14 protein-coding genes are annotated in these 16,016 nt (G+C 64.5%); 7 read left to right on the forward strand and 7 right to left on the reverse strand.

Going from position 1 to position 16,016, the window contains the following annotated elements:
• The first annotated feature begins 173 nt into the window (after positions 1 to 173).
• Together AC3ENJ_RS11995 and AC3ENJ_RS12000 are read left to right on the forward strand one after the other, a co-directional pair.
• Positions 174 to 2,789: an ATP-dependent Clp protease ATP-binding subunit gene (locus AC3ENJ_RS11995; RefSeq protein ID WP_190781905.1), complete on the forward strand. Its 2,616-nt coding sequence runs from the start codon at positions 174 to 176 to the stop codon at positions 2,787 to 2,789.
• A 112-nt stretch (positions 2,790 to 2,901) separates the two neighbouring features.
• Positions 2,902 to 3,420 (forward strand): amino-acid N-acetyltransferase, encoded by a 519-nt coding sequence (locus AC3ENJ_RS12000; protein WP_190781904.1) that lies wholly within the window; start codon positions 2,902 to 2,904, stop codon positions 3,418 to 3,420.
• Between the two features lie 39 nt (positions 3,421 to 3,459).
• Here AC3ENJ_RS12000 and AC3ENJ_RS12005 read toward each other — a convergent pair whose 3' ends face one another.
• Entirely contained in the window at positions 3,460 to 4,443 is a 984-nt protein-coding gene (locus AC3ENJ_RS12005; protein WP_223841384.1) for an iron-sulfur binding domain-containing protein, read from the reverse strand.
• A gap of 25 nt (positions 4,444 to 4,468) precedes the next feature.
• Between AC3ENJ_RS12005 and AC3ENJ_RS12010 the strand changes: the two genes are divergently transcribed.
• Entirely contained in the window at positions 4,469 to 5,206 is a 738-nt protein-coding gene (locus AC3ENJ_RS12010) for a hypothetical protein (RefSeq protein ID WP_190781902.1), read from the forward strand.
• A gap of 8 nt (positions 5,207 to 5,214) precedes the next feature.
• Here the strand turns inward: AC3ENJ_RS12010 and disA are convergent, their stop codons facing one another.
• The 3 genes from disA to AC3ENJ_RS12025 form a co-directional block, all read right to left on the reverse strand.
• Positions 5,215 to 6,288: a DNA integrity scanning diadenylate cyclase DisA gene (disA, locus tag AC3ENJ_RS12015; RefSeq protein WP_431814223.1), complete on the reverse strand. Its 1,074-nt coding sequence runs from the start codon at positions 6,286 to 6,288 to the stop codon at positions 5,215 to 5,217.
• 77 nt (positions 6,289 to 6,365) lie between these two features.
• Entirely contained in the window at positions 6,366 to 7,757 is a 1,392-nt protein-coding gene (gene radA / locus AC3ENJ_RS12020) for a DNA repair protein RadA (protein ID WP_190807944.1), read from the reverse strand.
• 46 nt (positions 7,758 to 7,803) lie between these two features.
• Positions 7,804 to 8,961, reverse strand: a complete 1,158-nt coding sequence (locus tag AC3ENJ_RS12025; protein WP_190781899.1) for an FUSC family protein — start codon at positions 8,959 to 8,961, stop codon at positions 7,804 to 7,806.
• 306 nt (positions 8,962 to 9,267) lie between these two features.
• On the opposite strand from AC3ENJ_RS12025, the gene pstS reads away from it, so the two are divergent.
• The 4 genes from pstS to pstB all read left to right on the forward strand — a co-directional run bounded on the left by pstS (position 9,268) and on the right by pstB (position 13,412).
• A complete protein-coding gene (gene pstS, locus AC3ENJ_RS12030) occupies positions 9,268 to 10,380 on the forward strand; it encodes a phosphate ABC transporter substrate-binding protein PstS (RefSeq protein WP_431814224.1) in 1,113 nt (370 codons plus the stop codon).
• A gap of 149 nt (positions 10,381 to 10,529) precedes the next feature.
• Entirely contained in the window at positions 10,530 to 11,477 is a 948-nt protein-coding gene (gene pstC, locus AC3ENJ_RS12035; RefSeq protein ID WP_190781897.1) for a phosphate ABC transporter permease subunit PstC, read from the forward strand.
• Positions 11,477 to 12,595 carry a phosphate ABC transporter permease PstA gene (gene pstA / locus AC3ENJ_RS12040; protein WP_190781896.1) on the forward strand — a complete coding sequence of 373 codons (1,119 nt, stop codon included), beginning with the start codon at positions 11,477 to 11,479 and terminating at the stop codon, positions 12,593 to 12,595. The genes pstC and pstA overlap by 1 nt, the downstream gene beginning before the upstream one ends.
• 37 nt (positions 12,596 to 12,632) lie before the next feature.
• Entirely contained in the window at positions 12,633 to 13,412 is a 780-nt protein-coding gene (gene pstB / locus AC3ENJ_RS12045) for a phosphate ABC transporter ATP-binding protein PstB (protein ID WP_190781895.1), read from the forward strand.
• A 73-nt stretch (positions 13,413 to 13,485) separates the two neighbouring features.
• Here the strand turns inward: pstB and AC3ENJ_RS12050 are convergent, their stop codons facing one another.
• From AC3ENJ_RS12050 to AC3ENJ_RS12060, 3 genes are all read right to left on the reverse strand, one after another.
• Positions 13,486 to 14,511, reverse strand: a complete 1,026-nt coding sequence (locus AC3ENJ_RS12050) for an inorganic phosphate transporter (RefSeq protein ID WP_190781894.1) — start codon at positions 14,509 to 14,511, stop codon at positions 13,486 to 13,488.
• 6 nt (positions 14,512 to 14,517) lie between these two features.
• The gene (locus AC3ENJ_RS12055; RefSeq protein ID WP_190781893.1) at positions 14,518 to 15,135 is read right to left on the reverse strand and encodes a hypothetical protein; all 618 of its coding nucleotides are present in this window, start codon (positions 15,133 to 15,135) and stop codon (positions 14,518 to 14,520) included.
• Between the two features lie 246 nt (positions 15,136 to 15,381).
• Positions 15,382 to 16,002 carry a hypothetical protein gene (locus tag AC3ENJ_RS12060; RefSeq protein ID WP_190781892.1) on the reverse strand — a complete coding sequence of 207 codons (621 nt, stop codon included), beginning with the start codon at positions 16,000 to 16,002 and terminating at the stop codon, positions 15,382 to 15,384.
• Between the last annotated feature and the right edge of the window lie 14 nt (positions 16,003 to 16,016).

The following is a 16,016-nucleotide window of genomic DNA, read 5'->3' on the forward strand; positions in this document are numbered from 1 at the left end:
CGGTGGGCAGCCATCCGGCCGGAATGCACCTCGGGGTGCGCTCCGGCCGTTGCTGTTGCCGGATGCAACCGGGTTTAGCTCTGGGCTGTACATCGTGCGCCAGTGGCGAACAATGCCCAGAAATGCCTTTCAGGTGCCTAGCATCATTGGCAGGAATCAATAGAGGAGTATCCATGTTCGAACGCTTCACCGACCGCGCCCGCCGGGTCGTAGTGCTGGCCCAGGAAGAGGCCAGGATGCTCAACCACAACTACATCGGTACCGAGCACCTGCTGCTCGGTTTGATTCACGAGGGTGAAGGCGTAGCAGCCAAGGCCCTCGATTCGATGGGCATCACCCTCAGCTCGGCGCGCGAACAAGTACAAGACATCATCGGACCGGGTCAGCAGGCCCCGTCCGGTCACATCCCCTTCACACCCCGTGCCAAGAAGGTGCTGGAGCACTCGCTGCGTGAAGCACTGCAGCTGGGTCACAACTACATCGGCACCGAACACATCCTGCTGGGCATCATTCGGGCCGGCGAGGGTGTGGCATCCCAGGTCCTGATCAAGCTGGGCGCCGATCCCGCCAAGGTGCGGGCAACCGTGCTCGAGCTGATTTCGGGGTACCAGTCCGGTAACGCCGGTGGCGAAAAGGAAGCCGCCGGAGTCGGGTCCGGTGGCCGCGCCGAAGGCACCCCCGCGGGTTCCGCGGTGCTGGACCAGTTCGGTCGCAACCTCACCGCCGCCGCACGCGAGTCCAAGCTTGACCCGGTGATCGGCCGGTACAAGGAGATGGAACGCGTGATGCAGGTGCTCTCACGCCGTACCAAGAACAACCCCGTTCTGATCGGTGAACCCGGCGTCGGTAAGACCGCCGTGGTGGAGGGATTGGCTCAGGCGATCGTGCGCGGAGACGTGCCCGAGACGCTCAAGGACAAGCACCTGTACACCCTGGACCTCGGTTCCTTGGTGGCGGGTTCGCGCTACCGCGGCGACTTCGAAGAGCGCCTGAAGAAGGTGCTCAAGGAGATCCGCACCCGCGGTGACATCATTTTGTTCATCGACGAGATCCACACCCTGGTGGGTGCCGGAGCCGCCGAGGGTGCCATCGACGCCGCGTCCATCCTCAAGCCCATGCTGGCTCGTGGTGAGCTTCAGACCATTGGTGCCACCACGCTGGACGAGTACCGCAAGCACATCGAGAAGGACGCCGCCCTCGAGCGTCGCTTCCAGCCCATCCAGGTGGACGAGCCTTCCGAGGCGCACGCCGTGGAGATCCTCAAGGGTCTGCGCGACAAGTACGAGGCCCACCACCGCGTGTCCATCACGGACGAGGCACTTGACGCCGCTGTGCACATGTCCGCCCGCTACGTCTCTGACCGGTTCCTGCCGGACAAGGCCATTGACCTGATCGATGAGGCCGGTGCTCGCCTGCGCATCAAGCGCATGACCGCGCCGCCGGAGATCAAGGCCCTGGACGAGAAGATCGAAGACACCAAGCGTGCCAAGGAAGCCGCCATCGACGGTCAGGAGTACGAGAAGGCCGCCTCGCTGCGCGATGACGAGCAAAAGCTCATCACCGAACGTGAGGAGAAGGACAAGGCCTGGCGCGACGGCGACGATCAGATCTCCGAGGTCACCCCCGAGGTCATCTCCGACGTCCTGTCCGCGTCCACCGGTGTTCCCGTGTACAAGCTCTCGGAAGAAGAATCCGGCCGCTTGCTGCACATGGAGGACGAGCTGCACAAGCGCGTCATCGGTCAGAACGAGGCCATCAAGGCGCTGTCCCGGTCGATCCGCCGTACTCGCGCGGGTCTGAAGGACCCGCGCCGCCCCGGTGGTTCGTTCATCTTCGCCGGTCCGACCGGTGTGGGTAAGACCGAGCTGGCCAAGGCGCTCGCGGAGTTCTTGTTCGGTGACGAGGACGCCCTGATCACCCTGGACATGTCCGAATACCAGGAGAAGCACACGGTCTCGCGACTGTTCGGTGCCCCTCCGGGCTACGTCGGGTACGAAGAGGGTGGCCAGCTCACCGAGAAGGTGCGCCGCAAGCCGTTCTCCGTGGTGCTCTTCGACGAGGTCGAGAAGGCCCACCAGGACCTGTTCAACTCGCTGCTGCAGATCCTCGAGGACGGTCGACTGACCGACTCACAGGGTCGCATGGTGGACTTCAAGAACACGGTGATCATCATGACCACCAACCTGGGTACCAAGGACATTTCCCGCACCGTTCCGGTGGGCTTCCAGGCCAGCGGTGACACGGCCACGTCCTACGAGCGCATGCAGGCCAAGGTGCAGGAGGAGCTCAAGGAGCACTTCCGCCCCGAGTTCCTCAACCGCGTGGACGAGACCATCGTGTTCCCGCAGCTGAGCCAGGTCGAGATCCTCAAGATCGTGGACCTGTTCGTCGCCCGGTTGCAGCAGCGGCTGCGCGAGCAGGACATGTCGATTGCTCTCACGGACGCCGCCAAGGTGCTCATGTCCGAGAAGGGCTACGACCCGGCCATGGGCGCCCGCCCGCTGCGCCGTGCGGTTCAGCGTGAGATCGAGGATCAACTGTCCGAGAAGATCTTGTTCGGCGAGATTTCCTCCGGCGAGAAGATCACGGTGGACGTTCAGGGCGAGGGCGACGAGCGAGAATTCACGTTCGAGTCCATCCCCATGGCGGAGCTGTCCGACGAGGAGCTCGAACGAATTCAAAGCACCCCGTCTTTGCTCGACAACGACGACAGCCAGTCCGGTAAGGACGTTCCGCGCTCACCCAACACGGGTGGCTTCGGGGACGGCCCTGCCCAGGCCCAGGCCTAGGGCGAGCGGACCAGAGAACACCGCGAGCGGCGTCGTCATCCCGACCAGGGTGACGACGCCGCTCGCGGCGTTTAACCCGCGCCCCACGGCCCCGGCGGCGTACAGTCTTGGCATGGAAAAGATCAGTATTCGCCCCGCCAGGACCACGGACGTCCAGGGAATCAAAGCCCTGGTGGCGCCCTTGGTGCAGGAGAACATTCTGATCACCAAGGACACCGTGACCTATTACGAGAACATCCAGGAGTTCGTGGTCGCCGAGAACGAGAGCGGCGACCTGGTGGGCTGCGGTGCCCTGCACGTGATGTGGGAGGACCTGGCCGAGGTTCGAACACTGGCCACCTCGGCCAAGGCGCGCGGGCGGGGTGTGGGGCGGCGCATGCTCGAGGTCCTGATCCAACGTGCTGAAGGGCTCGGGGTGAGCCGGGTGTTCTGCCTGACGTTCGAGGTGGAGTTCTTCTCAGCCCGCGGCTTCGAGGTGATGGAGAACCAGGAAAGTATTGATCCGGATATCTTTGCGGAGCTTCTGCGCTCGCACGACGAGGGCGTGGCCGAGTTCTTGGACCTGGCGCGCGTGAAGCCCAACACCCTGGGCAACACGCGCATGATCCGGCAGCTCCACGGGGCAGAGTGAGCGCCGATCATCGGCGCCAACCGTGGCGGCACTGCCGTCTCACTCGGGCAGGCTTGCCATGTCGTCCCGGCGACGCGCCAAACCATCCCTGACCAGCCCGTCGAGTGCTCGCTCGCGTTGTTCCGGCGGCGCCGGTAATGCCCAAAGCTTTGCCAGTTGTTCGGCGCTCTCCCGCCCCGGGTTCTCGATCCGGGTCGCCAGCTGTTCCGCCCCGGAGCGATCCGTGAGAAGCAGGCTCACCGGGACCGGGTCACTGCTGTGGCGCAGCACCGCCATGATGGCACCGCGCACCTGGCGGTCGGTGCCGTGCCAGGACTGGCCCCTGGGCACGTAGTCGGGTTCCGGGCGACCCGCGGCAATCCAGGCGCACTGCTCGACCACGGGGCATTCATGGCATGCGGGGGAGCGGGCCGTGCACACCAGTGCTCCGAGTTCCATCACGCTTTGGTTCCACTTGACCGACAGCGCGGTGTCCCCGGGCATGAGCCGATCGGCAAGGCGGGTTTCGGCGGCGGTGAGCGACTTGGCCGGCAGCGCCTTGGCGCTGAACAGGCGAGCATGCACCCTCCGGATATTGGTGTCCACCACGGTGTGACGCTGCCCGAAGGCGAACACGGCCACGGCGGCAGCGGTGTACGAGCCGATGCCGGGCAGGTCCAATAACTGCGCATGGTTGTTCGGCACCTCATTACGGTGCTGTTGCGCGATCTTCGTTGCGGCCGCGTGCAGCCTCAGGGCCCTGCGGGGGTACCCCAGCCGGCCCCACGCCCGCACCACGTCGGCGGGGCTCGCCGCCGCCAGATCGGCGGGTGTGGGCCACCGGTCCAACCATTCGCGCCAGACCGGCAGGACACGCACCACGGGGGTCTGTTGGAGCATGATTTCGCTCACGAGCACGCCCCAGGCAGAGCACTCGGGGTGGCGCCACGGGAGATCCCTGCCGGCCTGGGAAAACCACTCGGCAACCGCTTGGTGAATGCCGTGAAGTTGGTCCGGGGGGCTGGGCGTGGGGCTCGAGTTCATAAGTCCCCACGGTAGCCTGGAGTTCATGGCAACCAATGGTTCTGAGCAGCGTGATTCCAGCAACTCCGGCGTATCCGTCGCAGATTCCGGGGACCGGTTGCCCCCGTCGGTGTATCGCCGACGCCGCGTGATCGCCCTGGTCGTTCTGCTCGTGTTGGTCGTGGCCCTGATCTGGGGTATTTCCTCCGTGGTCTCCGCATTGACCGGGTCGTCGGAGGAACCCGAGCAACCCCTGACACAGACCCAGGCCACCGCCGAGCCCACGTCTGATCCCACCGTGGACCCCAACAACAAATTCGCCGATTTCACACCCCGCCCCACCCCGAGCGGTAGTGCGGGGTCCCCGACCGGATCGCCGTCGGCAAGCCCGGCCGCGGTGGAGGAGTGCGGCGCGAACCTAACTCTCACGGCCGGCACGGACAAGCAGACCTACCCGGCGGATCAGGAACCGGTTCTCATCCTGACCATGGAGAACACGGGTGATGAGCCGTGCAAGGTCAATGCGGGCAGCAATGCCATGAGCTATGTGGTCACCTCGGGTTCGGACGTCATCTTCGATTCCCGCCACTGTGCCGCGAACGGCGAGGACCGGGGCGTGACCTTGGATCCGGGCAAGACAGAGGATGCCCGCCTGACATGGAACCGCACCCGCACCGCCGAGGAATGCCCCGCGAACCAGCCCGAAGCCACGGCGGGTTATTACAACCTGAGCGTGGGTCTGGGCGAACAAAGCAGCTCGAACGCGACGTTCGTTCTGGAGTGACCCGCTGATTACATGAAGCGTTCGAGCAGGCTGGTTTCGGCCATGCGCGAGAGCGATTCGCGGACATTGCGTGCGCGCTGTTCGCCGATGCCCTCCACGGACATGAGTTCCTCCAGGTTTGCCGCCATGAGGGCCTGCAACCCGTCGAACTGGCTCACCAGACGCTTGGCCACCACACGAGGCATCGACTTGATGCCCTCCAACAACCGGTAGCCGTGCGGGTGGAGGTCCGCTTCCAGGTTGCCCTGCGGTGTGATGAGTGCGGCGGCCACCGCGACCTTTTGCAGGTCGATCAAATCGGCGGGGGACAGCTCGGCCAGCTGTTCCAGAGCCTCGCGCAGTACGTCCCCGGGTGTTTCTTCCGGTAGGTAATCGCGAAGCACAACACCGGGGCCCGGACCGTTACCCGCAGTGAGTTCTTCCAGCTGCAGTGAGATCAGACGGCCGTCCTCCCCGAGCTCCAGGACGTACCAGCTGATTTCGTCGGAGATCCTCCGCACCATTTCCATGCGCTGCAGGGTGAGTGCGACATCTCGGGCGGTGACCGCGGCTTCGATCTCAAGGGCCGAAAGGCTACCCAGAACCTGCTCGAGACGGTTGCTGTAGTGCTCGAGCGTCTGCAGGGCCTGATTCGCTCGAGCCATGATGGCCTGGGAGCCTTCAATGGCGTACCTGTGGTCACCCACGTAAATGGTGATCACACTCATCGACTGGCTCACGGAGACCACGGGCACGTTGGTTTGCTTGGCGGTTCGCTCGGCGGATCGGTGGCGAGTACCGGATTCCTGGGTCTCGATGTGGGCCTCGGGCATGAGCTGCACCCCGGCTTTGAGAATGCGGGTGGCGTCGCGGTCGCACACGATGGCGCCGTCCATTTTGGCGAGTTCACGCAGTTTGGTGGGGGTGAATTCCGCATCGATGTCGAACCCGCCGGAGCACACTGCTTCGACGGACTTGTCGAAGCCCAGCACGATCAACCCGCCGGTCCGGCCCCGCAGGATGCGTTCGAGTCCGGTGCGCAACTGGGTCCCGGGTGCCAAGCGGGCCAGGGTTTTCCGTAGAGCCGAATTCTGAGCTTTCACCACATCGTCATCCTACGTGCTACCCACAGCCACCTCGCACTCGGTCTTGGGGCGCCACGCGCACTACCAGGGCCCCGTCAACGCTCCCGGGGAGGGAACAGCAATTCAATGGCCTGGCTGACCGTGGTGACTTCTCGCACGGAGAAGCCCTGGGGGATCTTGCCCGGTCCACTCGGCGAGGCGGGTACCACCGCGTGGGTGAAACCCAGACGTGCCACTTCCTGGATCCGACGATTGATGTCCGGGACGGGCCGGACCTCACCGGCCAGCCCGATCTCCCCGAAGCACACCAAACGCTGGGGCAGCGGGCGGTCCTGGGCGGCCGAGGCCAGCGCCATGCAGATCGCCAAGTCGGTGGCCGGCTCGGTGAGTCGCACGCCGCCCACGGTGGAGACGTAGCAGTCCAGAGTGGCCAGGGCGACACCCGCCCGACGCTGCAGCACAGCCAACAGCATGGCCACGCGAGAACCGTCCAGACCAGAGGTGGCTCGGCGGGGCTGGGCGGTGCTGGACTTGTCCAACAGGGCCTGCACCTCGGCCAACAAGGGCCTGCGGCCCTCAACCGTGACGCTCAGGCAGGTGCCGGCCACGGGAAGGGGAGTGCGGGAGACGAACAATCCGGACGGGTCCGCCACCGATTCGATGCCTGTTTCTGCCAGGTCGAAGCAACCGACCTCGTCCGTGGGGCCGAAACGGTTCTTGACGGCGCGCAGCAAACGGATCCGGGAGTGCTTGTCGCCCTCGAACTGGCACACCACGTCAACGAGGTGCTCGAGCAGCCGTGGGCCGGCAATGGAACCTTCTTTGGTGACGTGTCCGACCAGCAACGTGGTCATGTTCCTGGTCTTGGCGGCGTGAATGAGGCTCGCGGCCACCTCGCGGACCTGACTGACACCACCCGCGGAGCCGTCCACTTCCGAGCTGGCGAGCGTCTGAACCGAATCCACGATGAGCAGCTGGGGTTTCACGGCCGCCACGTGAGCGAGCGCGGTGGACAGATCCGTTTCCGCAGTGAGGTAGAGCGTGTCCGCGACCGCCCCGATGCGTTCCGCGCGCAGTTTGACCTGCGCGGCGGACTCCTCGCCGGTCACGTAGAGCACGTCCCGTGGAGTCCGGCCCCCGGCCACCTTGGCCGCAGCGTCGAGCAGGAGGGTGGACTTACCCACACCCGGTTCGCCCGCCAGCAAAATGACGGCGCCCGGTACCAGCCCACCGCCCAGCACACGATCCAGCTCGGGAACATGGGTGGGGGTGAACTGCGCAACGGAAGAATCGACCTGGCCAATGGGTGTGGCCGGTTGGGCCACGGAACGAGCCGCCTGGGTGCGGCCGTGATCCTGGGCCGCCCCGGCCTCTTCGACCGTTCCCCAGGACTGGCATTCTCCGCACCGACCCACCCATTTGGCCGTGGTCCAGCCGCATTCTGTGCAGCGGTAGGATACTGAGGATTTGCGGGTCTTGGTGCTCATGCGTTCACAGTAACTTTCCCGTCAGACACGCATAGCAGCGGTGATCTCAATCCGATTGGAGCGCCGGCAGATGATTGATCGCCACCTGGTGGCTGATGCCGGTGGCTTCGATCAGGTCGACCACCATGGGGCGGATCATCAGTACCAGGGCTTCGCCCTCCATGGTGTGCACCCCCATCTCCCGGGGTTCCAGGCGAGCCGCCACGGAGAACAGTTCGTTACGCGCCTGCCGCAAATAGCTCTCACGCGATTGCGGGTGGCTCACCGCCAGGGCATTACCGAGGCTCACCACGGCGTCGGAGAGATCCGCGAGCACCTCGGACAGTGACGACACCGCCTCATCGGCCAGAGTGACCCGATTCAGCACGGAGGCCAATCTGCGTGCCAGGACCCGGGAATTTCGCACGGCCAGGTCGAGATAGTGGATGCAATGGTCCAGCTCTTCGATTTCTTGGCGATGTCGCCGGTGCAGAGGTGAGGCGTGTGAAATTTCCTTGGAGGCTTTCAACCCCGTTCGCACGGAATCCACGAGCGGCTGAGTTTGCCGCCCCCTGACCAGGGCGTGCCAGGCCAACCGGGAATCGTAATCGGACACGGCCCGGGAGCACTCGCTCAGTAACTCGGAATACTCGGTGATGAGTTTGCGGACGTCCTCCCGAGGCTCTCGGCGGGGATCCTCCGGGATGAAGTAGGCCAGGAGCAGTGCGCAGGCGCAACCCACGACGGCGTCCAGGGAGCGGGCGAAGACACCGTCCTGCGATGGCGGGAGCAACACCACCAGCACGGATTGGAGGCCCATCTGCGTGGTGAAAATGGCGCCGTTGTCCAAGAAACGGGCCAGCATGAGTGAGATCAACAGCACCACGGCCGCCTGCCATTCCCCGTGGCCCAGCACGTGGATCAAGAAGTCCCCCACCACGATGCCCAGGGTGCATCCGATGGACACCTCGAGGACCCGTCGGTAGCGTAGACCGCCCTTTGCGTACCCCAGCGAGACCAAAGCGGCAGTGGCCGCGAAGATGGGACCGTGGTGGCCGAGGAGCCGTTCCGCGATCATGTAGGCACCCACGGCGGCCACGGTCATCTGAACGGCTTGAAACAGCCCCCTGAGCATGCGGTTCCAGCCGACCTTGGAACGTCGACTCACCACCGAGGGAACATGAGCAAGCCGGGATCTGGGGTGTTTCGCCTCGCTCGATGCCATAGCACCATCTTAGGCAGCGGCCGCAGGATTCCGACGGCGGTCAGGGACCGTGGGATTTTGCGCACCCATCCTGTGCAATAACTCACACTGACCGGTGAAGCCGCAGGTGGCGCGCGCAATCATGGCACTGACATGTCATCTGTTAACCCCGCGTTCACCTTCGTGGAGATCGCTGTCCATATCCACTGCCTACCGTCACGGGTGTACCGCTACGGATCTTGGGTTCCGTAGGGGAAGTTGCGGCCGGGGTCCGGTCGCATTGCGATCCACCGGCACCGCCGGGACATTCCATGAAGGGGTAACACTGTGAAGGCTTCCTACTTCGGCCGTTCAGCCGCCGTTCTCGCCATTGGCGCCCTCGCCCTGACCGCTTGCGGCTCGGACAACCCGACCGGCACCGGAGGCGGAGACTCCAGCGGCGGCGGGGAGTCCAGCGTCTCCGGCACCCTGACCGGCATTGGCGCATCGTCGCAGCAGGCCGCCATGACGGCGTGGCAGAACGGTTTCCAGTCCGCCAACAGCGGCGCCACCGTCCAGTACTCCCCGGACGGCTCCGGCGCAGGCCGCACCGCCTTCCTGGCGGGTGGGGCCCAGTTCGCCGGCTCCGACGCGTACATGAGCGACGAGGAGAACGAGGAATCCAAGGAGCAGTGCGGACCCGACGGTGCGCTGAACCTGCCCGTGTACATCTCCCCGATCGCTGTGGCCTTCAACCTGCCCGGTGTGGACAGCTTGAAGCTGGACGCCCCCACCATCGCCAAGATCTTCAAGGGCGAGATCAAGACCTGGAACGCTCCCGCGATCGCTGAGCAGAACCCGGATGCGGACCTCCCCGACACTCGCATCACCGTGGTGCACCGCAACGACGACTCGGGCACCACCGAGAACTTCACCGACTATCTCCACGCCGCCGCCCCCGAGGACTGGACCAACGAGGCGAACCAGGCGTGGCCCTCCGAGTACGCCGCCGAGAACGACAAGGGCACCTCCGGCGTGGTGAACACCACCCAGGGCACCGAGGGCACCATCACCTACGCGGATGCCTCCGCCGTGGGTGACCTGGGCACCGTGGAGATCAAGGTGGGCGAGGAATACGTTCCCCACTCCCCGGAAGCAGCGGCCAAGGCCGTTGAGGTCTCCCAACAAGTTGAGGGCCGTGGTGAGCACGACATGGCCATCGAGCTCGACCGTGACACCACCGAAGCCGGTGCCTACCCGCTCGTGCTGATTTCCTACCACGTGGTGTGCTCCCAGTACGATTCTCAGGAGACGGCCGACTTGGTGAAGGCCTTCGAGTCCTACGTGATCTCGGAGGACGGTCAGAAGACGGCCTCCGATTCCGCCGGTTCTGCACCGTTGTCGGAGACCCTGCGCGAGCAGGCCACCGCAGCAGTCGACTCCATCTCGGTCCAGGGCTGACCTGACCACGTGACGCGCACGAGCGGCGTCGGCGCGCAAAACGCGTCGACGCCGTCTGCGCGCGAATCGCCCGGGAGCCACTCCTGCTGAGCAGCAATGGTAGGTTGCCCAGGCACCACACATGACCATGATTTGAAGGGACTTTGTACATGTCCACCACAGCGAGCGCACAGAAGCCGGGAACCATGAATTCCTCGGCCGGTCGTGCCGGTGACTCGATTTTCTCAGGGTTGAGTCTCGCAGCGGGCATCTTGATTTTTGCCGTGCTCGCGGCCGTGGCGTTGTTCCTGCTGATGCAGGCGCTGCCCACGTTCGCGGCCCCGGCGGACGAGATCACCGGCGGAGAAGGTTTCTTCACGTACATCTGGCCCCTGGTGCTCGGCACGCTGATCGCAGCGATCATTGCGCTGCTGATCGCCACGCCCATTGGCATCCTGGTGGCCCTGTACATCTCGCACTACGCCCCGGCCAGGATTTCCAAGTCCGTCGGTTACGTGATCGACCTGCTCGCCGCGATTCCTTCCGTGATCTACGGTGCGTGGGGCGCCACGGCGTTGGCCCCGGCCCTGGTGCCGTTCTACAACTGGCTGGCCAACAACCTGGGATTCATTCCGATCTTCGAAGGGCCCGCGTCCCAGACCGGTAAGACCATGTTGACCGCCGGCATTGTGCTGGCCATCATGATCCTGCCCATCATCACTGCGATGTCTCGCGAGATCTTCACCCAGACGCCCAAGCTGCACGAAGAAGCGGCCCTGGCTTTGGGTGCGACTCGCTGGGAAATGATCCGGATGTCGGTGTTGCCCTTCGCCCGCCCCGGCATCATCTCGTCCGTGATGTTGGCCCTTGGTCGTGCCCTGGGCGAAACCATGGCCGTGGCTTTGGTGCTCTCCTCCGGACCCATGATTTCGTCGCTGATCAAGTCCGGTAACCAGACAATCGCGGCGGAAATCGCTTTGAACTTCCCCGAGGCCTACGGTCTGCGGTTGTCCGAGCTGATTGCCGCCGGTCTGGTGCTGTTCCTGATCACCCTGGTGGTGAACATGATCGCTCGCGCCATCATTGCCCGCTACAAGGAATTCTCGGGAGCTAACTGATGACCACGACCACGACCAAGCCCGGTGCCTCTCCCGTGCGCGAGTCCAAGTTGACTCGCGGTCAGCGGCCCAAGTGGCTCATCCCCGCCATCGGTGCGGGGGCTATTGTGGTGGGCGCCGCAATTTCCGCGCTCATCGGCTTCAACATTGCGACCTGGGCCATTTTCGCCGCCCTCGTGTTCCTCATCGCGGGCCCGCTGCTGGTAGGTGCGATCGAGGGATCGCGCGCCGGAGCCGACTCGCTCATGACCTTCCTGGTCTACACCGCGTTCATCCTGGCCGTGATCCCGCTTGTCTCGGTGATTTGGACCGTCCTGGCCAACGGCATCCCCGGCCTGACATCCAACCTGTTGTTCACCTCCATGAACGGTGTGACCGGCGCCCAGGACAACTTTGCCGAGGGCCCCGGGGAGGTTGTGGGCGGCGCCTACCACGCCATTGTAGGCACGATCTCCATTACGTTCTGGGCCACGTTGCTGTCGGTGCCGATCGGGTTGTTAACCGCCATCTACCTGGTGGAGTACTCCAACAATGGCTGGCTGGGTAAGGCCATCACGTTCTTCGTGGACGTGATGACCGGTATCCCCTCCATCGTGGCCGGTTTGTTCGCGGCGGCACTGTTCGGCATGATTTTCGGACCGTCCACCCGCACCGGCTTTGTGGCCGCCGTCGCCCTGACCGTGCTCATGATCCCCACGGTCGTGAAGAACACCGAGGAAATGCTGCGCATCGTGCCCAACGAGTTGCGTGAGGCCTCCTACGCCCTGGGCGTGCGCAAATGGCGCACCATTTTGAAGGTGGTCATCCCCACCGCGATCTCCGGTATTGCTTCGGGTGTCACGCTGGCTATTGCCCGCGTGATCGGTGAGACCGCTCCGCTGCTGGTCACGGCGGGCTTCGCAACGGCCATCAACTGGAACTCGTTCTCAGGCTGGATGACCACGCTGCCCACCTACATCTACTACCAGATCTTGACACCGACCTCGCCCACCAACCCCGACCCCTCGCTGCAGCGGGCCTGGGCCGCGGCACTGATCCTGATCGCGATCGTGATGCTGCTCAACCTCCTCGCGCGGCTGATCGCCAAGGCCTTCGCTCCCAAGACGGCCGGCCGCTAAGCACTTATCGAGTCACGAGTTCTAAGGAATCCACACCATGTCGAAACGAATCGACGTTGAAGACCTGAACGTTTACTACGGCGATTTCCTGGCCGTCGAGGACGTCAACATCAACATTGAAGCCCGGTCCGTGACCGCTTTCATCGGACCCTCGGGGTGCGGTAAGTCCACGTTCTTGCGCACGCTCAACCGCATGCACGAGGTGATCCCGGGTGCGTACGCCAAGGGCAAGGTGCTGCTGGACGGTGACGACCTGTACGGCAAGGGCGTGGACCCGGTGACGGTGCGCTCCATGATCGGTATGGTCTTCCAGCGGCCCAACCCGTTCCCCACCATGTCCATCCGTGACAACGTGCTGGCCGGCGTGAAACTCAACAACAAGCGCATCTCGTCCGCGGAGGCGGATGAGCTCGTGGAGTCCTCCCTGCGGGGCGCCAATCTCTGGAACGAGGTCAAGGATCGTCTGGGCAAGCCCGGTTCGGGGCTGTCCGGTGGTCAGCAGCAGCGCTTGTGCATTGCCCGCGCCATTGCCGTGAAGCCGGACGTGATTCTCATGGATGAGCCCTGCTCCGCCCTGGACCCGATTTCCACCCTGGCCATCGAGGATCTCATCAACGAGCTCAAGGCCGATTACACCGTGGTGATCGTGACCCACAACATGCAGCAGGCATCGCGTGTGTCCGATCGCACCGCGTTCTTCAATATCGAGGGCACCGGCAAGCCGGGCAAGCTCATTGAGTACGCGCCCACCACGGAGATCTTCAACAACCCGCAGAAGAAGGACACCGAGGATTACGTGTCCGGCCGTTTCGGCTGATCCGGTGCGTCCCTGACGCTTCTCACAAGACGACGACGTCGCGCGCACCCGAGCGCGCGGCGTCGTCGTCTTGTCATGCCCCGAGCTGGAGCAGAGGTGATGCGGCGAGGAAGAGGGTACCGGCGATCACGGCGCAGACGGGAATCGTCACCGCCCACGTGACCAGAACCTGAACCAGGGTGCGGTGGTAAACGGTTCGGAACCGTTGAAGCGTCCCTGCCCCCAGAATGGCGGCGGTGCTGGTCTGGGACGTGGACATGGGGAACAGGGTCAGGAAGCCGCCGATGAACAACAAGGAGCCGGCGACCGTCTGAGCCACCGCGCCTCGCAACGGATCCAGGTTCACCACTCGTGAGGACAGGGTGTAGGCGATGCGCCAGCCACCCCCCAGCGTTCCCGCGCCCAGGCACAGGCCCACGAGCACCGGAATCCACCACGGGATGTGCGAAATGGGAATGAACATCCCATAACACATGAGCAGGACAACGAACACCCAGATGGCACGCCGGCCGTGTTGGATGCCATGGCCGAAGTGGATGGCTGCCGCGCCGGTGGCCTGAACAACGGCAGATCGGCGTTTGACGACGCCCGGGGCTTCATGTCGGGCGAGGTAGACGGCCACGAAGACCAGTACCTGCGCAAGGATGAACGCGATGGCCGGGGCCACGATGATGGGCAGCGCCAATTGCCAGAGTGTGCTGGCATGCACGGCGAGATCGGGGGCCAGGCCCACCGCGTAGGCACCCACGAGCGAGCCGATGATGCCACCGCTCATGGCCGCCGTGGACGAGGCGGGCATGGCCCACCACCACGTGAGAAGGTTCCACGCCACGGCCGTGACCAGGGTGCAGATGATGACCACGGTTCCCACGGTGCTGATGGGAACGGGGATGTCGAACGGGATGAGCTGCGTGAGGACGAGCCCCACGGTGAGGGCGCCGAGCACGTTGAACACGGCACCCATTGCCACGGCCACGCGCGGGGTGAGGGCATTGAAGCGGATGGGTAGCGCGTTGGCATTGGAGGCGTCATGAAACCCGTTGACCACGGTGAAGGCGATGGCCAGGATGAACCCGATGGCCAGCAGGAGCTCAGCCATGGGATATCAGGATTCCGAGACGAGCACTCGGCCGACCTCGGCGGAGACTTGACCCAGAGCACGCGAAGCGTCCAGTAGTCTGCCCGCGGCGTCCATGCGACGGATGGCGTGGGGCGCCTTGTGTTTGTCCAGCAGGGACGCGCGATAGTTTCGGTGGGTTCGCTCCGACTGGCGGGACAGCCGCATCATTTCGAACCAGTAGTCGTCCAACTCGTCCAGGGTGGCCAACCGGCCCATGGCCTTGGTGGTCATTTCGGACATCAACCGGATGACGTTCAACTGTTCGGTGGCGTGAGACGTGGGGCGGTCGATCTGGTACAACTGCTGGGTTTCGGCACACGCGACGAGGGCCTCCACGGATTTCAGGACCCACTGGCCCAGGATGTACAGGTCCTGGCGGGGGATGGGAACCACGTAAGAAGAGCGCGTGGTAGTCATCAGGGAGAAATACAGGTTGCTGCACTCGTCCTCGGTGTCCAGCAGGGCCTGCAGGGTTTCACCGGTGTGGTCGTGGGCGGCGCTGAGGTGTTCGGCCAAGAGGTCCACGGAGGTGGTGACGCACCGGGACATGTGAACCAGGAGCTCAATTACCTGTTCGTCCTCCGGGAAGATCCGAAAGGCCATACCCCGCCCGTCCTTAGATGTAATCCGCGTGAAATTTCGACCTCACTGTACCCGCCTCAGGTAAACGCAATGGCCGCACGATGACTTGCTCGCCCAAGCAGGGGGAATGACAAGGATTGGGGGATTGAAAGGGGTGCCGGACCGGGAGCGCCTCTCGGCGGAAGGCCGCTCGTAGCGGCTAAATGATGGAGCCCGGGGCTGCCACGGCCCGACACCTGTTCACCATGCTAAACCCTGTGCGGGGGGCTAATCCAATACCCCGGCGCGCCAGGCCTTGGCTGCGGCGTCGAGCTCGTTCGCGGTTCGGGAGAGTCTGGGGATGCGGTGATCGGCGCGCCGCACGGTCAAGCTGGGGATGTCCTGCGTGCGTTGCTGGCCCAGTGCAATCACGCGACAGAACGCCGCAAAACGTTCCAGGGCTACGTCGAACTCGCCGTTGAACGCACCCGACAGGATGGTGTCCGCGACCCGGCAGATCTCCTCGGCACCGGGCGGATCGGCCACACCCGCGACCACGTTGGAGACCTGCGCCGTGCCCTTGCCCGCCGCGAACCAGCGGCCCATCCGATGGGGGTCCGTGCGGGCCGCCGCGCGCAGGGCGTACAACCGCCACAGGGCGCCGGGCAGCGAGACGGCGGGTGCTTGGGCCCAGAGCTCGGCTATGCCCTCCAGACCTTGCTCGTCCGTGAGCTGGACCAGCCTCTGGTGCACCTCGGGGTCGTCCGCCTCGCGGCCGCGGGACACGAGCGCGTGGGCCGCCAAGTGGGCTGCTTCGGAAACGCGCGCGGGATCAATCCCGCCCTCGTGGGCGTCGAACTGCTCCGGTGAGAATTTCACGGGCGAATGGTGCTGGCGCGGTTCGTTCATGAGCCCAGCCTACG

The organism is Kocuria sp. cx-455 (genome assembly GCF_057707085.1).